The sequence below is a fragment of the Mycoplasmatota bacterium genome (assembly GCA_018394295.1).
Taxonomy (GTDB): domain Bacteria; phylum Bacillota_I; class Bacilli_A; order Haloplasmatales; family Haloplasmataceae; genus JAENYC01.
In genome coordinates, this window is the sequence record CP074573.1 from 868,649 (window position 1) to 890,352 (window position 21,704).

19 protein-coding genes are annotated in these 21,704 nt (G+C 30.6%); all 19 read left to right on the forward strand.

The window, feature by feature from the left end:
* Positions 1 to 2: 2 nt before the first annotated feature.
* A complete protein-coding gene (gene fabK / locus KHQ81_03860; GenBank protein QVK18859.1) occupies positions 3 to 935 on the forward strand; it encodes an enoyl-[acyl-carrier-protein] reductase FabK in 933 nt (310 codons plus the stop codon).
* An 8-nt stretch (positions 936 to 943) separates the two neighbouring features.
* The gene (gene fabD, locus KHQ81_03865) at positions 944 to 1,873 is read left to right on the forward strand and encodes an ACP S-malonyltransferase (protein ID QVK18860.1); all 930 of its coding nucleotides are present in this window, start codon (positions 944 to 946) and stop codon (positions 1,871 to 1,873) included.
* A complete protein-coding gene (gene fabG / locus KHQ81_03870) occupies positions 1,864 to 2,610 on the forward strand; it encodes a 3-oxoacyl-[acyl-carrier-protein] reductase (protein ID QVK18861.1) in 747 nt (248 codons plus the stop codon). The genes fabD and fabG overlap by 10 nt, the downstream gene beginning before the upstream one ends.
* 17 nt (positions 2,611 to 2,627) lie before the next feature.
* Positions 2,628 to 3,866: a beta-ketoacyl-ACP synthase II gene (fabF, locus tag KHQ81_03875; protein ID QVK18862.1), complete on the forward strand. Its 1,239-nt coding sequence runs from the start codon at positions 2,628 to 2,630 to the stop codon at positions 3,864 to 3,866.
* 12 nt (positions 3,867 to 3,878) lie between these two features.
* Positions 3,879 to 4,307, forward strand: a complete 429-nt coding sequence (gene fabZ / locus KHQ81_03880; protein ID QVK19543.1) for a 3-hydroxyacyl-ACP dehydratase FabZ — start codon at positions 3,879 to 3,881, stop codon at positions 4,305 to 4,307.
* Positions 4,308 to 4,309: 2 nt separating this feature from the next.
* The gene (locus KHQ81_03885) at positions 4,310 to 4,861 is read left to right on the forward strand and encodes a biotin--[acetyl-CoA-carboxylase] ligase (GenBank protein QVK18863.1); all 552 of its coding nucleotides are present in this window, start codon (positions 4,310 to 4,312) and stop codon (positions 4,859 to 4,861) included.
* Position 4,862: 1 nt separating this feature from the next.
* Complete coding sequence (locus KHQ81_03890; protein ID QVK18864.1) at positions 4,863 to 5,417, forward strand: biotin transporter BioY; 555 nt, start codon at positions 4,863 to 4,865, stop codon at positions 5,415 to 5,417.
* A gap of 350 nt (positions 5,418 to 5,767) precedes the next feature.
* Positions 5,768 to 7,291 (forward strand): DUF4127 family protein, encoded by a 1,524-nt coding sequence (locus tag KHQ81_03895; protein QVK18865.1) that lies wholly within the window; start codon positions 5,768 to 5,770, stop codon positions 7,289 to 7,291.
* A gap of 39 nt (positions 7,292 to 7,330) precedes the next feature.
* On the forward strand, positions 7,331 to 8,236 hold the full coding sequence (locus KHQ81_03900) for an ROK family protein (GenBank protein QVK19544.1): 906 nt from the start codon (positions 7,331 to 7,333) through the stop codon (positions 8,234 to 8,236).
* Between the two features lie 40 nt (positions 8,237 to 8,276).
* Complete coding sequence (locus tag KHQ81_03905; protein ID QVK18866.1) at positions 8,277 to 9,098, forward strand: MurR/RpiR family transcriptional regulator; 822 nt, start codon at positions 8,277 to 8,279, stop codon at positions 9,096 to 9,098.
* 358 nt (positions 9,099 to 9,456) lie between these two features.
* Positions 9,457 to 10,974, forward strand: a complete 1,518-nt coding sequence (locus tag KHQ81_03910) for a phosphodiester glycosidase family protein (protein QVK18867.1) — start codon at positions 9,457 to 9,459, stop codon at positions 10,972 to 10,974.
* Between the two features lie 416 nt (positions 10,975 to 11,390).
* Complete coding sequence (gene recG, locus KHQ81_03915) at positions 11,391 to 13,433, forward strand: ATP-dependent DNA helicase RecG (GenBank protein QVK18868.1); 2,043 nt, start codon at positions 11,391 to 11,393, stop codon at positions 13,431 to 13,433.
* A gap of 71 nt (positions 13,434 to 13,504) precedes the next feature.
* On the forward strand, positions 13,505 to 14,029 hold the full coding sequence (locus KHQ81_03920) for a GNAT family N-acetyltransferase (GenBank protein QVK18869.1): 525 nt from the start codon (positions 13,505 to 13,507) through the stop codon (positions 14,027 to 14,029).
* On the forward strand, positions 14,025 to 15,029 hold the full coding sequence (plsX, locus tag KHQ81_03925) for a phosphate acyltransferase PlsX (protein ID QVK19545.1): 1,005 nt from the start codon (positions 14,025 to 14,027) through the stop codon (positions 15,027 to 15,029). Before KHQ81_03920 ends, plsX begins: the two co-directional genes overlap by 5 nt.
* Before the next feature lie 11 nt (positions 15,030 to 15,040).
* Positions 15,041 to 15,754 carry a ribonuclease III gene (locus tag KHQ81_03930; GenBank protein ID QVK18870.1) on the forward strand — a complete coding sequence of 238 codons (714 nt, stop codon included), beginning with the start codon at positions 15,041 to 15,043 and terminating at the stop codon, positions 15,752 to 15,754.
* A 151-nt stretch (positions 15,755 to 15,905) separates the two neighbouring features.
* Positions 15,906 to 18,761: an AAA family ATPase gene (locus tag KHQ81_03935; GenBank protein ID QVK18871.1), complete on the forward strand. Its 2,856-nt coding sequence runs from the start codon at positions 15,906 to 15,908 to the stop codon at positions 18,759 to 18,761.
* A gap of 106 nt (positions 18,762 to 18,867) precedes the next feature.
* Positions 18,868 to 19,875, forward strand: coding sequence for a signal recognition particle-docking protein FtsY (ftsY, locus tag KHQ81_03940; protein ID QVK18872.1), 1,008 nt, complete (start codon positions 18,868 to 18,870; stop codon positions 19,873 to 19,875).
* An 11-nt stretch (positions 19,876 to 19,886) separates the two neighbouring features.
* Complete coding sequence (locus KHQ81_03945; GenBank protein QVK18873.1) at positions 19,887 to 20,213, forward strand: YlxM family DNA-binding protein; 327 nt, start codon at positions 19,887 to 19,889, stop codon at positions 20,211 to 20,213.
* 14 nt (positions 20,214 to 20,227) lie between these two features.
* Positions 20,228 to 21,652: a signal recognition particle protein gene (ffh, locus tag KHQ81_03950; GenBank protein QVK18874.1), complete on the forward strand. Its 1,425-nt coding sequence runs from the start codon at positions 20,228 to 20,230 to the stop codon at positions 21,650 to 21,652.
* Positions 21,653 to 21,704 lie beyond the last annotated feature (52 nt).

The window sequence follows — 21,704 nt, forward strand, 5'->3', positions numbered from 1 at the left end:
TTATGAAAAATATTTGTGAGTTACTAAACATTAAGTATCCAATCATTCAAGGAGGAATGGCTAATATTGCAACTCATGTTTTAGCATCAGCAGTATCAAATGCTGGGGGATTAGGATTGATTGGGGCTGGTGGAAATGATGCAGAAACAGTACGCCAAGAAATCATTAAATGTAAACAACTAACTGATAAACCATTTGGTGTAAATATTATGTTAATGTCACCTCATGCGAAAGACATTGCCCAAATGGTAATTGAAGAAGGGGTTCAAGTTGTTACAACTGGTGCAGGAAACCCTGGACCTTATATGGAAAATTGGAAACAGGCTGGAATCGTTGTTATTCCTGTTGTACCAAGTGTAGCGTTAGCGAAGCGAATGGAAAGAGCAGGAGCTGATGCGGTAATTGCTGAGGGTACAGAATCAGGAGGACATGTAGGAGAATTAACAACGATGGCTCTTGTACCTCAAGTAGTAGATGCTATTTCTATACCAGTTATTGCAGCTGGAGGAATTGCTGATCAAAGACAAGTTCTAGCAGCATTTGCATTAGGTGCTAAAGGTATACAAGTAGGAACAATCCTTCTAGCAAGTAATGAATGTCCTATTCATGACAATTATAAAATGAAAGTAATAGATGCAAATGATACGAGTACAGTTGTAACAGGTCGCAAGGCAGGGGCTCCTGTACGTGTTTTAAAAAATAGAATGGCAAGAGAATATTTGCGCATGACCGATAAAGGGGCTACCTTAGAAGATTTAGAAAAATTGACATTAGGGTCATTAAGACGAGCTGTTTTTGATGGTGATGTTGATAAAGGATCATTCATGGCAGGACAAGTGGCAGGGATGATTAAAGAAGTGAAATCAATTAAACAAATTATTGAAGATTTATTTTTAGAGGTAGATAATTATAAAAATAAATTAGAAATCTTATAGGTGAAGATATGAAAACGTTAGCGATTTTGTTTTCTGGTCAAGGATCTCAATATATTGGTATGGGACAAGACTTTTATGAAAAATACGATGAAGTAAAAGATTTATATAAAAAAGCTAATCAAGTTTTAGGTTATGATTTAACCAAAATTTGTTTTGAAGAAAATAAGTTAATAAACCAAACACAATATACTCAACCAAGTGTATTAGTAACATCACTTGGAATTTATACTGCCATATTAAAAGAGATGAAGATAAATCCCAAGGTTTTAGCAGGATTTAGTTTAGGAGAATATAGTGCCTTATATGCATCAGGAATTTTTGATTTTGAGAAGATTGTGTATCTCGTAAAACAAAGAGCGAATTACATGGAAAAATGTGCAACCGCATATCCAGGTAAAATGGCAGCGATTATTGGTATGAAACAAGATGTTTTAACAAATATTTGTGAGGAAGTTGCCAAAACACATGGCATAGTTCAAATCGCAAATTATAATTGTCCTAATCAATTAGTCATTGGAGGAAAAAAAGAAGCAGTTGAAATGGTATGTGCACAAGCAAAAGAAAAAGGTGCAAGACGTGCCGTTGTTTTAAATGTAAGTGGTGGTTTTCATACATCACTCATGAGTGATGCAGCTAATGAAATGTATGAAGAAGTGATTAAGACTCCTTACAATAAACCAGCTATTGATATCATCATGAATGCAACTGCTGATTATCTACCGTTTAATCAATTACCACAATTAATGAAAAGACAAATTGAATCCTCAGTTTATTTTGAGGATACCATAAAAAAAATGATTGCTGATGGGATCGATACCTTTATTGAAATTGGTCCTGGGAATGTCTTAAGTGGATTTGTTCGAAAAATAGATCGGACTAAAACCGTTATTTCAATTGATAAATTAAGTGATTTAGAAAGGGTGAAATCATGGATTTAACTAACAAAATTGCGATTGTCACAGGTGGCGCAACCGGTATTGGTCGTGAAATCAGTTTGAAATTAGCATCTTATGGTGCTACAGTTGTTGTCAATTATAATTCAAGTAGTAATGCTTCAGAATCTTTAGTTGAAGAAATAAAACAAATGGGAAAAGAAGCATATGCGATAAAAGCCAATATCTCTAATTATGATGAGGCACAGATGCTCATTAATTCAACTATTGAAAAATATGGTAAAGTAGATATTTTAGTAAATAATGCAGGAATTACAGCAGATTCTTTACTATTACGGATGAAAGAAAATGATTTTGATAAAGTCATAGATGTGAATTTAAAAGGTACATGGAATTGTTGTAAACATATAGCAAAGCATATGTCAAAACAACGTAGTGGTAAAATTATTAATATTTCAAGTGTTGTTGGAATTATGGGGAATATCGGTCAAACAAATTATTGTGCTTCAAAAGCAGGGATTATTGGTTTAACAAAATCACTTGCTAGAGAACTAGCTAAACGCAATATTTGTTGTAACGCTGTTGCACCTGGATTCATTGAAACTAAAATGACAGAAAGTTTAAGTGAAGAAATAAGAAAAGAATATACACGAAATATTCCATTAGATAGATTAGGAAAAGCAAGTGATGTGGCTAATTTAGTTGCTTTCTTAAGTAGCCATTTATCAGATTATATAACTGGGCAAGTCATCAATTGTGATGGTGGACTTGTAATGTATTAAAAGGATAGGTGATAAAAATGAAAAGACGTGTTGTTGTGACTGGTTTAGGAGCTGTTACTCCTGTTGGCAATAATGTTCATGATATGTGGAATTCAATTAAAAGTGGTAAAAATGGAATCACTCCGATTACTCAATTTGATACATCTAATATGAAAGTAAAAATTGCTGGTGAAGTTAAAAATTTAGAAATTGAAAAATATCTTGATAAACGATCTGCTAAACGTTTAGACCGTGCGATTGTTTTGGGTTTAATAGCAGCAGGTGAAGCATATCAAGATGCAAATTTAGAAAATGCTGAAATTGATCCTTACCGTTTTGGGACATTTGTATCAAGTGGTATTGGAGGATTAGGTACAATTAATGATGAATCAAAAAAAGCACATGAGAAAGGTGGAGACAGGTTATCGCCATTTTTTATCCCAAATTCAATTGTGAATTTAATTGGAGGAAATATTGCGATAAAATATGGTGCTAAAGGACCTGCTATACCTGTTGTTACAGCTTGTTCAGCAGCAACAAATTCAATTGGTGAAGCATTCCGTTATATACGTGATGGGTATTGTGATATCACTTTTGCTGGTGGAGCTGAGGCAGCAATTAATGAGTTAGGTGTCGGTGGATTTACGACAATGAAAGCACTAAATACATCAAATGATGTTAATAATGCCTCTATTCCATTTGATAATAGACGTAGTGGATTTGTGATTGCTGAGGGAGCAGGTGTGATTATATTAGAAGAATATGAACACGCTAAAAAAAGAGGGGCAAAGATTTACGGTGAAATGGTTGGTTATGGAACAACTTGTGATGCCTTCCATATTACAGCTCCAGATGAAACTGCTTTAGGAATAGCAAATTGTATTAAAATCGCATTAGATGATGCTAATATTAGCCCAGAACAAGTTGATTATATTAACGCACATGGGACATCAACACCACATAATGATAGATTAGAAACACTAGGAATAAAAAAAGCATTAGGTGAGGCTGCTTATCAAATAAATGTTAGTTCAACCAAATCAATGACAGGGCATGCTTTAGGAGCAATTGGTGGAATAGAAGCTATAATAACGGTTAAAGCAATTGAGAATAATCTTGTACCACCAACTATTAATTATCAAGAAAAAGATGAAAATTGTGATTTAAATTATACTCCAAATCAAGCAGTTAATAGAGATATTAATTATGCTTTTAGTAATAGTGCTGGTTTTGGTGGACAAAATGCTTGTATTGTTTTCAAAAAATTTGAAGATTAAGGTCGTGAAATGATGGTATTAAATAGTAAAGAAATTCAAGAAATAATTCCTCATCGTTACCCATTCTTACTTGTTGACCGAATTATTGAACTAGAATCAGGAAAAAAAGCGATTGGGATAAAATGTGTATCAAATAATGAAATGCATTATTTAGGACATTTTCCAGAAGAACCAGTAATGCCAGGGGTTTTAATTATTGAATCATTGGCACAGGTTGGAGCTGTTGCGATTTTATCATTACCTGAAAATAAAGGGAAAATTGCCTATTTTGCTGGAATAAGATCAGCTAAATTTAGATATAAAGTTACCCCAGGCGATGTTTTAAGATTAGAAACAGAATTAATTAAGGTTCGTGGAAGTATGGGAATCGGAAAAGCGATTGCTTATGTAGGAGATAAAGTTGCTTGTGAGGCAGAATTAACATTTGCGATTGGTAAATAAAGATGAGAATAGAATTTTTACAGTATTTAATTGAATTTGAAATAATTGACTCTACGAATGAATATTTAAAACACAATTATCAAAAATTGCCTAACTTTACGACAGTTAAAGCAAATTATCAGACAAAGGGTCATGGTCAATTCGGACGAAATTGGGAGTCTAATTATAATGAAAACTTAATTTTTTCACTCCTAATTAAAAAGGATTTACCTTTTATGTCGGATGATATTAATCCAATTATCGTAAGTGCGATTTTTAATACACTAGATGAATTTGATATAGATGCTCGTTACAAAGAACCAAATGATATATATATTGGAAATAAAAAAATTGCTGGTATCTTAATTGAAACAAAATATGATAATAAACAATTAGAATATATGATTATTGGTGTCGGTTTAAATGTTAACCAAGAAAAATTTGAAACCCCAACTGCCATCTCATTAAAACAGATTTTAAATAAAGATATAAATATTGACCATGTCTTTAGCAGATTGTTAAAACATTTATCTAATAATGTTTTATTAGCGAATTTAATGAAAATAGGTGATTAAGATGACTGTTAGGAGATTGACCACTATACCGCTATTTACTGCATTGATGATTGTATTTACCATTGTATTCTACATCCCAGTACCTATATTAAATATAAATGTGACGTTACAAACCTTTGTAGTTATACTCGCTGGGTTGCTCTTACGTCCAATAGATGCTTTTATAAGTATACTTTTATATGTATTGATAGGTGCTTTAGGATTCCCGGTTTTTACTGGGTATAGAGGAGGACTTGAAGCAATATTTGGTCCTACTGGTGGATTTATTCTTTCTTTTCCCATTGCTGCTTATTTAATTAGTTTGTTTCATTTTGGGAAGCATACATTTTCTAAAAATTTGATAATATCAACAATCTTTGGGATCATTCTAATCTATTTTATAGCAATCATGTGGTTAGATTATTACACGAATAGATCACTTGGGAAAATTCTGTATGGAATGTTAATCTATATACCATTTGATATTGTAAAAGTTGTATTGGCTTCAATCATTAGTTTACGAATTGAGTCAGTTCAGATGTCTATGACAGAAACTAGTATTAATAGAGCTATCTAATCAAGATAGCTCTTTTTTACTCTATTAAGGGATTACTTTAAATTTATTTACATATAAATTACCTTTTTGACGTTTGTTTAATCACTAATCAATAATGTAATTTTTATGTTTGTATATTTTCAAAAAAAATCTAAAAAATCTTTACTTTTTAAAAGAAAGCGTATAAAATTTAAATGAAAATAATATTCATTTTTTAGTAAAAAATGAAATAAAGTTTCGAAGTGTAAGTAAATTTTATGGTTAAAAAAAAGAGATGATTTCGATTAGATGTTAGATAAAATTTATCTAATTGCAATTACAAACATTACCACATATTAAATAACTAATATAAAATTGTTGAGGTGTTTAGGATGAAGAAAATTATTTTTATACCATTAGACGAAAGACCATGTAATTATCATTTTCCTTCAAAATTGTTTGACCAAGAGGAATTAAATATTGTAAAACCTGATATATCAATGATGGGAAATAAAAAGGAAAGTGGTGATACAGATAAAATAGCACAATGGCTTTTAAATGAAGTAAAGGAAGCAGATGGATTAGTACTTTCAATAGATACGTTACTTTATGGTGGAATTGTACCATCACGCTTACATCATTTATCTGTGGATGAAATTAAATCTAAATTATCAATTTTAGAAGATATAAAAAAAGTTAATCCCAAATTAATAATATATGCATTCCATCTCATTATGAGATGTCCACGTTATTCAAGTGATGATGAAGAACCAAGTTATTATGAAACTTATGGAAAAGAGATTTTTTCATTAGGATATCTAAATCATAGAATCTCTCTAGGACTTGAAAAAGATGAGTCAGCAAAACAGAAAGTAATAGAATTAGAAAATTCAATTGATAAAGATGCTTTAGATGATTATTTAACACGTCGTAAAATAAATCTTTTTGCGAATAAAATGAGTATAGATTACTTAAAAAATAATGTAATAGATTTCTTAATTGTTCCACAAGATGATTCAGCACCATATGGTTACACAGCAATTGATCAAGAAGAGATAAGAAAATATATTTTTGAAACAAAACAACAATTAAATGCCTATATGTATCCAGGAGCAGATGAAGTTGGAATGACTTTAATTATGCGTTTACTTAACCAACTCAATCAAAGAAAACCATTAATCTATGTTAAATATTCAAGTACTTTAGCAGATGTAGTGATACCGAATTATGAAGATCGTATTTTAAATGAAAGTGTTAAGTATCAAATATTAGCAAGTGGTGGCTTATTGATTGATAATATTGAGATGGCTGATATAATATTAATGATAAATGCCCCAGCAGATTACATAATAGGTGCTAATCAATTTTTCCAGAGACATCAGGGATATACTGTCAAAAGAAATTTAGTTGAATTTGTTGAGTTTATTGATTATGCTATTCATGTGTTGAAAAAACCAGTCGCAATTGGTGATGTAGCTTTTGGAAATGGATCTGACATAGAATTGATTCAATTATTAAATGATAGAGAGTTATTAATGAAGTTGGCTAGTTATGCAGCTTGGAATACTTCATCAAATACATTAGGAACAAGTATACCGCAAGCGATGTACTATTTATTAACTCAAAAAATAAATAAATCATTTTTAGCACTCCGCTATGTTGAAGATGCAGGTTATTGTGGTTTTGTTCGACAATACGTTTGTGATCATGACTTAGAACCATTAGGTTTTAATTATTTTGATGTTAAAGAAAAGAGTGGGATAGCATCAAAGATAGTCCAAAAAAGGTTAGAAACTTTTGTACAAGAACATTTATCAACCATCGAGAAAAACATTAAGATTAAAAGATGTTATATGCCTTGGAGTCGTATGTTTGAGGTTGGTTTGGACGTTGATTATATTGAAAATGAACGGTAAAGTAATTAATTAAATACAAATAAAGATTAGGAAGTGATTATTATTAAAGTTATAGGAATTGATATAGGTGGTACACAGATAAAAGGAGCTATCATCGATAATAGCGGGAATTGCAATTATATTACCAAAGTAGATACAAATACATCTCAAGGTAGAGAAGGACTATTAAATGGATTGAATCAAGTTATAGAAACCTTACTATCTAAAAACGAATTAGTAGAAGGTATTGGGATAGGTTCTGCTGGTAGAATTGATTATATAAACGGTGTTGTGTATTATGCAACAGATAATTTACCAGGATGGAGTGGATTTCATTTACAGGAATATGTTGAAGAGACTTACCATCTACCAACAGTTGTTGAAAATGACGCTAATGCAGCTTTAATTGGTGAAAAGTGGCAAGGAGTAGGTAAAGGTTATAAGGATATCATCATGATCACTTTAGGGACTGGTGTTGGTGGAGCAAGTATTTTAAATGATCAATTATATCAAGGATCACATTTTAGTGCGACTGAATATGGTCATGTAATATTGTATCCAAATGGATATCCATGTAATTGTGGGCAATCAGGGTGTGTTGAACAATATATATCAGGAACTGCTTTAGTTAAACGTGTAAAGAAAGCTGGTATTTCAATTAACCATGGTAAAGAACTATTCGATCATATTAAACAGGGTAATGAAAAAGCAAAAGATGTTCTAAATGAGTATGTTAATGATATAGCAATAACTATTCATAATATTAATTTAAGTTATGACCCTAAATTAGTTATCATTGGTGGAGGGGTTGTTGATTCAAAGGATGAATGGTGGCATCTATTACAAGAAAAACTATCATTAAATCCTCAAATACAATCAGATGTAAAACCAGCCATTTTAGGAAATAAAGCTGGTTTATACGGTGCTAGTAAACTAGCAATTGACCGATTAACTGAAGGTAAATAACCTTAGATTAGGAATATTATGATGAAAGTATGGTGGTGAAATGGTTAATAGTATAGCTAGTAGAATAGATGCAGTACAAGATAAAATGACTAAAACAGATAAAATATTTTTAGAATATTTGAAAAGCAGCAATTATAGTGACATTGTTTATCTATCTATAACGGAACTATCAGAATTATCTGGTGTGGGAGAGGCGACTATTTTACGTTTTTGCCGTAAATTAGGATTAAAGGGTTATCAAGAATTTAAGTTGGTTTTAGCACAAGAATTACCAAAAAATCGCTCCACTGAAAGTGAAGGATTTTTTGGAATAATAGCTGATAATATGATTTCTGTGATAACAGAAACAAAGGATATTATTGATGAAAAATATATAAATGAGGCTGTTGAAATGTTGGTGAATAGTAGAAGAAAATATTTCTTCGGACTTGGGAATTCAAGAATTGTAGCAATGGAAGCAAAAGCAAGACTTATGAGAATAGGTTTTCATGTAGATGCACTTTTGGATTCGCATTTTATGTCTATGACTACATCAACCTTAACCTCTGAAGATGTAATTGTTTTAGTAAGTTTATCTGGAAGTACAAAAGATATTTTAGAAGTCGCAGAAATCGCAAAAGAAAATGGTGTTAAGATTATCGTTATTACTAATTATTCTAAATCACCAGTCATTCGATATGCAGACATTATTTTATACACAGTTAGAAAAGAGGGACCTTTAGAAGGTGGGTCTTTAATTTCAAAGATTTCACAACTATATCTAATTGATGTTCTGTGTACAGGTATTACTTTATATATTAATAGTGATGCTAACAACATGCTTGAGAAAACAGCAAGAGCTGTAGTCAATAAAATACTATAGAAATAAAGAACTCTTGTTAGAACAGCTCTACCATATTTATATATATTTAAAAAGTTGGAATTTTCATTAAGAAAGTTCTAACTTTTTTTTAAAACAGGAATAAATTAAAAGAGTATTCTTTTGTGAATAGTTGATTTTTACTATGGAGATTATATCCATTATTTTGGAAATAATTAAGAAATTATTTCCAAAATGATTGACTAAATGGATGAAAACCTTTACAATTTAAGTATGTTTCTTATTTAATGTATTTTTATAGGTTTCAGATGAGTGGTAGGTAATATCTGAAATTAATAAATTATTATGATTAGAGGGGATAAACCCTCATCTTTGTTGAGATACTTTGGGAGGTATAAGAATGAAATATTTTAAAATTTGTATTATTTTTGTTGCATTATTTCTTTTAAACATCATGATTGTTTCTGCTAGGCCTTTTGATTTAGGCGATCTATTAAATAAAGAAACAAAGGATGTAAATGGTATTACTTATAAAAGTATAGAGCTAGTAGATTCGAATAATTACCCACAAAAAATATTTTATGCGGATTTTTTATCAGGACTTAGCAGTAAATATAAAATGGTTATTCATCACGTTGAAAATAATAATGATAATTTTGTAGGTTCTACAGTCGTGGATATCGCAAATGATTATGAAACCAAAACTGGTAATAAGGTAATGGCTGCGGTAAACGGTGACTTTTTTATGGGTGACCATACACCATGTGGGTATTATATCAAAGATGGTGTTATCATAAGAGATGCACCAAATTCTTATATGCATGAAATTGGGTTTGATAATTTAGGAAATGTAGTGGTTGGAAATATTGAAGGTTTTGAATATCAAATCAAAGTATATACAGAAGATGGCGTTGAAAATTTTGTAGTTGATAAGTATAATGAGATTCCAGAGGATGGAGAAATTGCCCTTATGGAACCTTCTAAATTTTCTTCAATGGATGAGCCTAATTCAGCGAAGTATCTAATTCAGTTTGAAGATCAACAAGCAACTGAATTTTCATATCCAATGAATGGGATTGCATATCGTTTAGCACGAGGTAAAGTTGTTAGTGATGAATCATTACCATTACCAGCAGGTCATTTAGGAATTAACATTAAAGGTGATAATGAAATTTCTCAATTCTTTTTTAATAATTTCAAATATAACACTCAAATTGAAGTAGTCAAAGTTCCAAAAGGTGATTTTAATATGCCATGGGTAATTGGTGGTCGTCATATATTAATGCAAAAAGGAACTCTATTACCAAAAGGAGCACCTTCAGCAGATCAATTAGCACCACGTACAACAATTGGTATCACTACCGAAGGAAAATACTTTGTAATGGTTATTGATGGAAGACAACCTGAATATAGTAAAGGAATTACTATCGCTCAACAAGGCCAATTAGCTAAAGATTTAGGCGCATATACTGCGATAGAGATTGATGGAGGCGGTTCATCTACGTTCTTATTACGACTTGATGATGTATTAACTGTAATGAATAAACCTTCAGATGGTCATTTGAGAAATGTGTCTAATGCGGTATTGATTGTTGAAAAAGATGAAGATGAAATTATTACAACGACAACAACAGAAGAAACAACGACAACAGAAGAAACGACAACAACAGAAGAAACAACGACAACAGAAGAAACAACAACTGAAGAAATAACAACAACAGAAGAATCGACAACAACAGAAGAAACCACGACAACTGAAGAAACGACCACAACAGAATTGTTGACAACGACAGACAGTACTAATTTAAATGATGATACTAATGATAAAGATTTTAATGTATTATATATTATCATCCCTCTTGTTGTATTAGGTGGGGTATCACTAACAGTTGGTGTTATTCGTCATAAACGTGTATAATGCTAGAAGGTAAAATTTTCTTTTCTAAATAGTTTTATAAATAATAATATAAATAATCCAATCGCTTGAATACGATTGGGTTATTTATTTTGATGTAATCTCTATACAAATCTATAAAAGATATATTTTAAATATATTTGGATAATGGTAGAATTAAGGTAGGGCCACAATAAAATAATAAATAAATATGAGATGAACAATTTTATGAGTATTAATAAATTATAGTAGATTTGAATACCGGTTCTTTTTTATAGTGTGTGTGATATATTGAATATATAAGATTCTATTTTATGGTTATAAAATTGTCGATAGATTAAGTCTGTAGATTTTTCTAATCTACTTTTTTTTACTAAAATATGTTATAATAATTATCATAAGAGTATATATAGGTGACCAAAAGTAATAGGGATGATAAGATGAATAAATTAAAAACAATAAGGATTGAACAGATTAAAGGAATAAGTAAAAGAATGATTGAACATTTACATAATCAAGGGATAGATTCGGTTTATGATTTATTATATTATTTTCCTTATCGATATGAAAACTATGAAGTTATTAATCTGCACCAAGCTGAAGATAATGAAAAGGTGACGGTAGTTGGTCAAGTGGTGACAGAACCTGTTTTTTATACCTATAAGAGAAATCATAGTCGTTTGACTTTTTGTATATTAGTAAATGATTTAGTAATCAAAATCGTTGCATTTAATCGTGATTTTTTACGAAATAAAATAAGTAAAAGTATGTTTGTAACTGTTACTGGTAAATATGAGCAAAAAAAAGCACAGATTATTGCCCAAAAATTATCGTTAAAATCACTTGATAGTGATCGAATCGAACCAGTTTACTCACTAAAAAATTTACATAAAACTTATTTTCTAAATATCATGAAGAAAGCTTTACAACAATATCATCATTTAATAGATGAAGATTTACCCTTATCTTTGATGGATAAGTATCGTTTAATTGGTAATCAAGACATGATTTCTTTTGTTCATTTTCCGATAAACCATGAGCAAATTAGACAGGTATATAGACGCGTAAAATATGAGGAGTTATTAAAGTTTCAATTAAAAATCCTATATTTAAAGAATCGAGAACATAAAAATCAACAAAAAAAGCCCAAATCATTTAAAGAGGAATTAATTAAACAGTTCATTAGTCTTTTACCATTTGATTTAACAAATGATCAACATAATGTTACAAAAGAAATATTAAACGATATGAAAGAAACTTATCAGATGAATCGTTTAATTCAAGGAGATGTAGGTAGTGGTAAAACTGTGGTTGCTGTGATTAGTTTATATGCTAATTATTTAAGTGGCTATCAGGGTTGTTTAATGGCTCCTACTGAAATCCTGGCAGAACAACACTATCATTATTTAAATGAAACATTTAAAGATTATTCCCTCAAAATTGAACTTCTAACAAGTTCTATTACAGGTAAGAATAGAAAACAATTACTAAATGCATTAGCGATGGGTTCCATTGATATTTTAGTAGGAACTCACGCCTTAATTAGTGAGGGTGTTAACTTTAACCATTTAGGTTTAATAATTATAGACGAGCAACATCGTTTTGGTGTTAATCAACGTAAAATATTACGTGAAAAAGGACAAACACTCGATGCATTATTTTTAAGTGCAACACCGATTCCTAGAACACTTGCTTTAACTGCTTTTGGTGATATGGAAGTATCAAGTATTAAAGAAATGCCAAAAGGAAGAAAGCAGATTAAAACTTATTTAATTAAAAGTCAGTTAGAAGAACGGTTGGTACAATTTATCGATAAAATTATTCAAGAAAACCAACAAGTCTATATTATTACACCACTTATTGAAGAATCAGAAAAAATTGATTTAGAGAATGCAATAGATATTTATGAAAAATATAAAACTTATTTTAAAGATAAATATAAGGTAGGATTGCTACATGGAAAAATGATTAGTAGTGATAAAGAACAAGTGATGAATGATTTTATGGAGAACAAGACACAAATTCTTGTGTCAACTACTGTTGTTGAAGTTGGTGTCAATGTACTAAATGCAACCTTAATGATTATTGTAGATGCTCATCGTTTTGGACTTGCACAACTTCATCAATTACGAGGACGGGTCGGAAGAAGTGACAAACAATCTTATTGTATTCTAGTCAGTGATTATGAAAATGATAAAACAAAAGAACGTCTTGATATTTTAACAAAAACAAATAATGGATTTGAAATTGCGGATGAAGATCTACGATTACGTGGCCCGGGTGATTTTTTTGGCTCAAGACAGTCAGGATTACCTGAGTTTAAAATGGCGGATTTAGTAAATGATTATCATATATTAGATGTAGCTAGAGAGGATGCTAAAATGATAATTGAAACCAATGAATTATTCACAAATCCTGAATATTTTGCCTTAAAATATTATATTGAAAATGAATTAATTGATAATAATGAATTATTTGATTAAAATTGTTAAAAAATATTAAATATTAAGCCTAAGTTGTGTATAATGAATCTAGGGTAGAAATAGGTGATGTTATGAAATTTATTGTTCGAGAAATAATACGAGCAGATTTACCAATTTTATATAAATATGTTTCAGATCGAGAGATTGCCTATCTAACGAATAATTATTTATTTGAAACATTTGAAGATTTTAAATCCACTTATGATTTATATTTAAATGGTAATAGTGAAGATTTAAAGATTTTTTCAATCCTTTTAGGAGATACTGTTATTGGAAAAATGGAAATTGGTTATGATTTGAGAGATAAAATGGGTTCATTTGATATAATGATTGGCAAGAAAGAACTTTGGAGACGTGGATTTGGGGTAAAGGCCCTTAATGTATTATTTAGTTATGGATTTAATAATTTAGGATTAAACCGATTATCGTGTGAAGTTTATCGATTTAATGAGAGTTCAATACACTTAATGCGTAAGATGAATATGCATGTTGACGGAATGCTTCGTGAGGCACAGTTTGTACATGGAAAATTCGTTGATATATTTATTTTTAGTTTACTGAGAAAAGAATATGAAGGAGATGTTTATCATGATTAAAATCGCAGTAGATGCTATGGGAGGAGATAATGCTCCTAAAATAACTGTTGAAGGCGCAATGCAAGCTATTAGTAAATTTAGCGATATAGAAATCGTTTTATTTGGTGATGAAAATCAAATCAGACCATTATTAACCGATAGTACAAGAATAACAATCGAGCATTGTGAAGATTATTTCAGAATGGATGAAAAGGACTTAGCTGCTGGTGTACGGAAAAGAAAGGAAGCCTCTATGATTAAAGCAATGAAAGCTTGCTTTGATAAGCAATGTGATGCAATTGTTACAGCAGGGCCAACTGGTGCTGTTATATCAGGTGGAACTTTAATTGTTAAAAGAATTCCTGGATTTTCACGTCCTGCCTTAGGACCTACTATTCCTCAAATTAATGGGGAATATATGATTTTACTTGATTCAGGTGCTAATGTTGAGTGTAAACCTGAATGGTTACTCCAATTTGCGCAAATCGCTTCTATTTATAGTGAAAAAGTATTAGGGAAAAAACAACCACGTATTGGTTTATTAAATAATGGTGAAGAAGAAAAGAAGGGTAGAGAATTTGAAAAACAAACCTATGACTTACTAAAGGACTCTGATTTGAATTTTGTTGGTAATATCGAAGGAAAAGAAATATTAATGAATGCTTGCGATATATTGGTTACTGATGGTTTTTCAGGAAATATCGCATTAAAGACGATAGAAGGTACCGCTAAAGCATTTGGTGCAATCCTAAAAAAAGAATTAATGGCTAACTTTACTGGGAAGTTAGGGGCAATCATTGCCAAAAGAAATTTAAAAAATATTAAGAAGAACTTCGATGCAAGTGAAGTTGGTGGTGCTGTATTATTTGGTTGTAATTCTGTTGTTGTTAAAGCACATGGGTCTAGTGATGGATATGCTTATATGAATGCTATCCGTCAAGCAAGAAAAACAGTAAAGGAAAATGTGATTCCTAAAATTAGAGAAGTACTAATGGAAACACAAGAAAAAAATAAAAATTAGTGGGTGAAAATATGAATAACCGTCAATCATTACAACAATTTTGTAGACAATATCACCTTCATTTTAGTGATTATCGTTTACTTGAGACTGCTTTAACTCATTCTTCTTACGTAAATGAGCATAAGACAGATGATTTTGAAGATAATGAACGACTTGAATTTTTGGGTGATGCAGTTTTAGAACTGGCAATGTCAGAGTTTCTGTTTAAAAATTATGCACATTTTGCTGAAGGAGAAATGACAAAAATGCGTGCTCAGCATGTGTGTGAAACAGCGCTTGAAACTTATGCGTTAAATATTAATCTTGGTGACTATCTTCGATTAGGAAAAGGAGAAGAAATTAGTGGTGGACGAAATCGACCTGCCCTTTTAGCGGATGCATTTGAAGCAGTATTAGGAGCTATTTATTTAGAGTTAGGTTATGATAGTGTCTATCAATTTCTTAGTCAAGTTATCTTTCCGTTAGTAATAGATGGTTATTTTAGTAATGTTGATTATAAAAGTAAATTACAAGAATTAGTTCAAACCGATAATAACCGTTCAATTCGTTATGAAATAGTTAGTGAAATAGGACCTGCTCATAATAAAACATTTATATCAGAAGTTTATATGGATGACATCAATATGGGAACAGGGGAAGGTCGCTCTAAAAAAGAGGCAGAACAAAACGCTGCTAAAGTTGCACTAGATAAAATGGCCTACGAAACTGTTAAAATTGATAAATAAAATTATACCTATAAAATGGATTGGTAATCATTCCGTATATCCATTTTATAGGTTTTTTTATAAGAACTGTATTTCTTTTTTTCCTTGACCTTTTCTTATGGTGTCAAATATTGTATAATTTAATAGTATGAAAATGAAATAGGTGGTAAATATGTTATTAAAAAGAATTGAGGCAATTGGTTTTAAATCGTTTGCGGAAAAAACAAAAATTGAATTTGAGGCAGGAATTACAGCGGTTGTTGGTCCGAATGGTTCTGGAAAATCAAATATTTCTGACGCTATTAAGTGGGTACTTGGTGAACAATCTAGTAAAAGTTTACGTGGAAGTACAATGGCTGATGTAATATTTAATGGAACCACTGAAAGATCCCCTCTTAATATCGCTGAAGTTACCATTGTATTAGATAATAGTGATAAAGCATTACCAGTTGATTACGAAGAAGTATCGATAACAAGACGCTTGTTTCGTTCTGGGGAAAGTAACTATTATATTAATAAGCAAAAGGTTCGTTTGAAAGATATTAGAGAAATGATTTTAGACTCTGGAATTGGAGCTGATTCATTATCAATTATTTCTCAGGATAAAGTTCGTGCAGTAATTGAAGGAAAAAGTGATGATAGAAGATCAATTATTGAAGAAGCAGCGGGTGTTTTAAAATATAAAAATCGCAAAAAAGAAACTGTTCGTAATTTAGAACATACGGAAAATAATTTACTACGTGCAGCTGATATTTTGAACGAATTAGAATCTCAATATCAACATTTGGAAAAACAAAGCGTTGTTGCTAAGGAATATCTTCAAATTAAAGGACAGTTAGAGAATATTGAAGTGGCATTATATGTAAGAGACATTGAAATAGCCTTAACAAAAATTAAGGAATTAGAAAAATCAATGAAAGAACAATCCATTCAAATCTTTAATTATGAACAAATGGAAAAGAAAAATAGTCAAAAAATTGAAGAATTAGAAACTTTGAAAAAAACACTAGATGAAGATATAACAAATGAGCAAAATTCATTGATTGAAGTTACTTCAAAGATTAGTTATACAGAGGGACAACGACGTGCACTAGTTGGAGATAATGAAGAATATCTACCTTTTGAAGAAATATTTAAAGAAAATTTAAATGAACTTAAGCAACTTGAGGGAAAATATCAGAATTTAAAAAATAAGGTTACAGAGAATCAACAAGTTTTGGCTTCTAATAGAAGTGAATTGACGAGATTACAAAATTTGTATTATAATAAAAATTCACAAAAACATGCGCTAATCTCAAAAATACAAATGTTAAATGACTTTTCTAATAGTTATTATGGTGGCGTTAAAAATGTATTAAATGAACGTTTATTAAAAGGTATTCAAGGCACCGTTGAATCTTTAATTAATACCGAAGAGAAGTATGTCAATGCGATTGAAATTGCCTTAGGTGCTGCGATGCAACATATTGTTGTTGATAAGGTAGAACATGCAAAAGCTGCAATTGAATTTTTAAAACGAGGAAATTTAGGACGAGCTACTTTCCTACCAATTGAAGCAATGAAATCTCGTTTAATTGATCAAAAAATGCTCAGTTTTTTAAACGGACAAACTGGATTTATTAACTTAGGAGTTAATTTAATTCAGTTTGATGATAAGTACTCACGAGTAATGAATAATTTATTAGGAAATGTGTTAATTTGTGATAATCTAAATCATGCTACTGAGATTTCTCGAAAAATTAATAATGCTTATAGGATAATTACTTTAGATGGAGATGTCATTCATGTAGGGGGTAGTATGACCGGGGGACGTCAAAAAAATAAGGCTCCAAGATTACTACAACAACGTATAGCCCTAGAGGAAGCTAATGATAAACTATCTAAGTTAGAGATTGAAGTTAAAGATTTATCAAAACAAATTGATCAAAGAGAAACAGAGGTTAAGGACATAGATCAATTATTTTATAGTCAAAGAATTGAACTCACTCGTTTAGAGGAATATTTGCGTTCAAAACAGCAAGTAATTAATCAATTAAAACAAAGTTTAGACCAAGAAAATATACAAGAATTATATCATGAACGTGAAAATATAAATGAGGTATTGCGTGAACTTAGATCGAAAAACCTTGATTATTTAGAACAAATACAACATTTAGAACGTGAAAATAATGAAATCAAGCGTTTCGTTCGTACGACAACTAATAATTTACATGAAGTAGATGTTGAAAAGAATCGTATTGATGTTCGCTATAGTAATTTGATGGATTTCTTAATTGATGAATATCATGTAACGTTTGATTATGCAAAAGAAAACTTTTCATTAACCATGGATTATGAAGTGGCTAAGATTAGAGTAAGAAACTTGCGACGTCATATGGATAGTTTAGGAAACGTAAATGTGAATGCAATTGAGGAATTTGAACAAGTAAAAGAACGTTATGAAACGTTAAAATCGAATTATGAAGATTTAATAAAAGCAAAAGAAAACATCCTATCTTCTATTAAAGAATTAGATGAAGTCATGGTTGAAAGATTTAAAGAGACATTTGAAAAAATAAATATTGAATTTAACCAAGTTTTTCAACAATTATTTAATGGTGGCTGTGCTGAACTAATCTTAGAAGATGAAACAGATTTATTAAACACTGGAATTGAAATAAATGCTCAACCTCCAGGAACGCGATTATCAAATTCTAATTTATTATCAGGTGGACAAAAAACTTTAACATCCATTTCTTTATTATTTGCGATTTTAAGAGTTAGAACAGTTCCATTCTGTGTATTAGATGAGTGTGAGGCAGCACTTGATGAAGCGAATGTTTTACGTTATGCTGAGTATCTACGTAAATTTAGTCCCCAAACTCAATTTATAGTAATAACCCATCGAAAAGGAACAATGGAACAGGCTGATATTTTATATGGTGTTACCATGCAAGAACGTGGGGTAACAACGATTGTTTCAGTTCGTTTAGAAGATACTGATCAGTATATTGAAAATACACCTGATGGATATGAATCTTTAGATTAAGGCACTTAAATTGTGCCTTTTTTAAATCTATTAAATAGCTTTTGTATATTAATATGTTATATGGTATAATATAAAAGTTATAGAGTTATAATTAGGAGTGTGCCAAATGGGATTATTTAATAATATTAAAAATATATTTAATAAAAATAAAAATCAAATGTCAAATGAAGAAATACAAGTATTAGAAAAAGCAGAAAAATATAAAAAGGGAATGGAAAAATCACGTGGTACAATGATGTCACGATTAAAAGCATTATTTGAATCTTATGATGTTATTAACGATGACTTATTTGACGAATTAGAAGAAATTTTTATTATGGCTGATATTGGGGTTAATACTGTTTTAGAAGTGGTTGATCAATTAAAATCAGATGTCAGACTACGTAATATAGAAGATATGAAGACCTTTCAAAGTATTATCATAGATAAGATGTTTGAAATATATGTTAAAGATGAAATCGTTAATACTAATTTAAATCTAAATGAAGAAGGGTTAACTGTTTTACTCTTTGTAGGAGTTAATGGTGTTGGTAAGACGACATCTATTGGAAAAATAGCTCATAAATTACAATTAGAAGGAAAAAAAGTTATGATGGCAGCTGGCGATACATTTAGAGCTGGGGCTATTAATCAATTAAAGGTTTGGGCTGAACGTGTCGGATGTACTTGTATCTCTAAACCAGCTGGAAGTGATCCTGCCTCTGTTATGTATGAAGCAATTCAAGAAGCAAAAAAAGAAAAAGTAGATGTGCTATTATGTGACACCGCAGGAAGGTTACAAACAAAACTTAATTTAATGAAAGAACTTGAAAAAGTATATCGTGTTATTAATCGTGAGGTACCAAATGCTCCACATGAAACATTATTAGTAATTGATGCAACAACTGGTCAAAATGGCATGAATCAAGCGAAGGCCTTTGCTGAAGCCACCAATGTAACTGGGATTGTATTAACAAAATTAGATGGTACTGCTAAAGGTGGAATTGTCCTCGCAATTCGTAATGAATTAGGATTACCAATCAAATTTGTTACAATGGGTGAAGCAATAACTGATTTAGAATATTTTGATATTGAACAATATATATATGGATTATTTTCCGATATGTTTGAATAGATGGTGATTCCATGATTGATTTTGATAAAACCATTCGAATTAATATGTTACTTGATTTTTATTCAGCATTACTAACAAAAAAACAACTTGATTATATGCTGTTGTATTTTAAGGATGATTTAAGTTTACAAGAAATTGCTAATTTATATCAAGTTAGTCGTAATGCGATTTATGATAATATTCAAAGAACAATCAAACAATTAAATAAATATGAAGAAAAACTTCAATTATTTAATAAGTTTACTAGAAAACAAGAAATTTTAGATCAAATGAAAATTGACTTCTCATCGAATAGTCAATTAATTCAATATATTTATCAATTAGAAGAATTAGAATAGAGAGGAGATTCCCTATGGCATTTGATAGTTTATCAGATAGATTGCAATCAGCACTAAAAAAAGTAACCAGACGAGGTGCATTAACTGAAAACGACATTGAGACCATGATGCGCGAAGTCCGATTATCACTACTTGAGGCAGATGTTAATTATCGAGTTGTTAAAGAGTTTACAAATGAGGTAAAACAAAAAGCTTTAGGAGAAAAAGTATTAAAATCAATTACTCCAGGACAACAAGTAGTGAAGATTGTTCATGAAGAATTGAAAAAAGTTATGGGAAATGTTAGTGAAAATTTAACTTTTAAAATTCATGGAATTACTGTTTTTATGATGGTTGGTTTAAATGGTGCTGGGAAAACGACCCATTCAGGAAAGCTAGCATTATACTGTCGTAAAAAATTGAATAAAAAACCATTACTTGTTGCTGCTGATGTGTATCGCCCTGCTGCAGTTGACCAATTAGTGACAATTGGTAAACAACTCAATGTACCAACTTTTGAAATGGGTACTACAGTGACGCCAATGGAGATAGTAAATAAAGCATTAGATTATGCAAAAGATAATCAGTTTGATGTTGTGATTATCGATACGGCTGGTCGTTTTCATATTAATGAAGAATTAATGCTTGAATTAGAAAAGATAAAAGAAATCGCAAAACCTGATGAAATATTATTAACTGTTGATGCGATGACTGGTCAAGACGCTGTGAATGTTGCACAGTCTTTTCATGAACAATTAGATGTAACAGGTGTTGTATTAACAAAGCTTGATGGAGATACGCGTGGTGGTGCTGCCCTATCTATCAGAAAAGTTACTGGTGTTCCAATTAAATTTATGGGACTTGGTGAAAAATTAGATCAATTAGAAATATTTCATCCTGAACGTATGGCAGATCGTATATTAGGGATGGGAGATGTGCTTACTTTAATAGAAAAAGCACAAGATGCTATTGATGAAGAAGAAGCAGAATTAATGGCTAAGAAGTTTAAAAATGCTACTTTTGACTATAATGATTTCTTGAAACAAATTAAACAGATAAAAAAATTAGGAAATATAAAAGGAATTCTTAAATTGATCCCTGGTTTAGGTTCTCAACTTAAGAATATTGATATAGATGAAAATCAATTTAATTACATCAGTGCAATTATTAATTCAATGACAGAAAAAGAAAGAAAAAATCCAGATTTAATTAACTCGGCAAGAAAGCATCGTATCTCAAAAGGGTCAGGTAGAGACATTTCTGAGGTTAATCGTATGACTAAACAATTTGAAGAAATGCGAAAAATGATGCGACAAATGATGAACATGAATCCTAGAGATATGGAAAGAATGATGAATAATATGAATCGACCAGGTGGTATGAGTTCAAGTGGAAATGTAGGTTATTCAAAAGGAAAAGGGAAAGGAAAAAATCGTGGGAATAGAGCCCCATGGCATTAATTTAATAATAAAATAAATAAATGCTTTTCAGTTATGAAAAGCATTTATTGTA

Excerpts from the sequence above, each read along its gene's own strand:
- ffh (QVK18874.1), top strand. The coding sequence starts at position 20,228 with ATGGCATTTGATAGTTTATCAGATAGATTGCAATCAGCACTAAAAAAA.
- KHQ81_03930 (QVK18870.1), top strand. The coding sequence starts at position 15,041 with ATGAATAACCGTCAATCATTACAACAATTTTGTAGACAATATCACCTT.
- KHQ81_03905 (QVK18866.1), top strand. The coding sequence starts at position 8,277 with ATGGTTAATAGTATAGCTAGTAGAATAGATGCAGTACAAGATAAAATG.
- fabK (QVK18859.1), top strand. The coding sequence starts at position 3 with ATGAAAAATATTTGTGAGTTACTAAACATTAAGTATCCAATCATTCAA.
- ftsY (QVK18872.1), top strand. The coding sequence starts at position 18,868 with ATGGGATTATTTAATAATATTAAAAATATATTTAATAAAAATAAAAAT.
- recG (QVK18868.1), top strand. The coding sequence starts at position 11,391 with ATGAATAAATTAAAAACAATAAGGATTGAACAGATTAAAGGAATAAGT.
- KHQ81_03890 (QVK18864.1), top strand. The coding sequence starts at position 4,863 with ATGACTGTTAGGAGATTGACCACTATACCGCTATTTACTGCATTGATG.
- KHQ81_03920 (QVK18869.1), top strand. The coding sequence starts at position 13,505 with ATGAAATTTATTGTTCGAGAAATAATACGAGCAGATTTACCAATTTTA.
- KHQ81_03895 (QVK18865.1), top strand. The coding sequence starts at position 5,768 with ATGAAGAAAATTATTTTTATACCATTAGACGAAAGACCATGTAATTAT.
- KHQ81_03910 (QVK18867.1), top strand. The coding sequence starts at position 9,457 with ATGAAATATTTTAAAATTTGTATTATTTTTGTTGCATTATTTCTTTTA.
- KHQ81_03945 (QVK18873.1), top strand. The coding sequence starts at position 19,887 with ATGATTGATTTTGATAAAACCATTCGAATTAATATGTTACTTGATTTT.
- fabG (QVK18861.1), top strand. The coding sequence starts at position 1,864 with ATGGATTTAACTAACAAAATTGCGATTGTCACAGGTGGCGCAACCGGT.
- KHQ81_03885 (QVK18863.1), top strand. The coding sequence starts at position 4,310 with ATGAGAATAGAATTTTTACAGTATTTAATTGAATTTGAAATAATTGAC.
- fabD (QVK18860.1), top strand. The coding sequence starts at position 944 with ATGAAAACGTTAGCGATTTTGTTTTCTGGTCAAGGATCTCAATATATT.
- KHQ81_03935 (QVK18871.1), top strand. The coding sequence starts at position 15,906 with ATGTTATTAAAAAGAATTGAGGCAATTGGTTTTAAATCGTTTGCGGAA.
- fabZ (QVK19543.1), top strand. The coding sequence starts at position 3,879 with ATGGTATTAAATAGTAAAGAAATTCAAGAAATAATTCCTCATCGTTAC.
- fabF (QVK18862.1), top strand. The coding sequence starts at position 2,628 with ATGAAAAGACGTGTTGTTGTGACTGGTTTAGGAGCTGTTACTCCTGTT.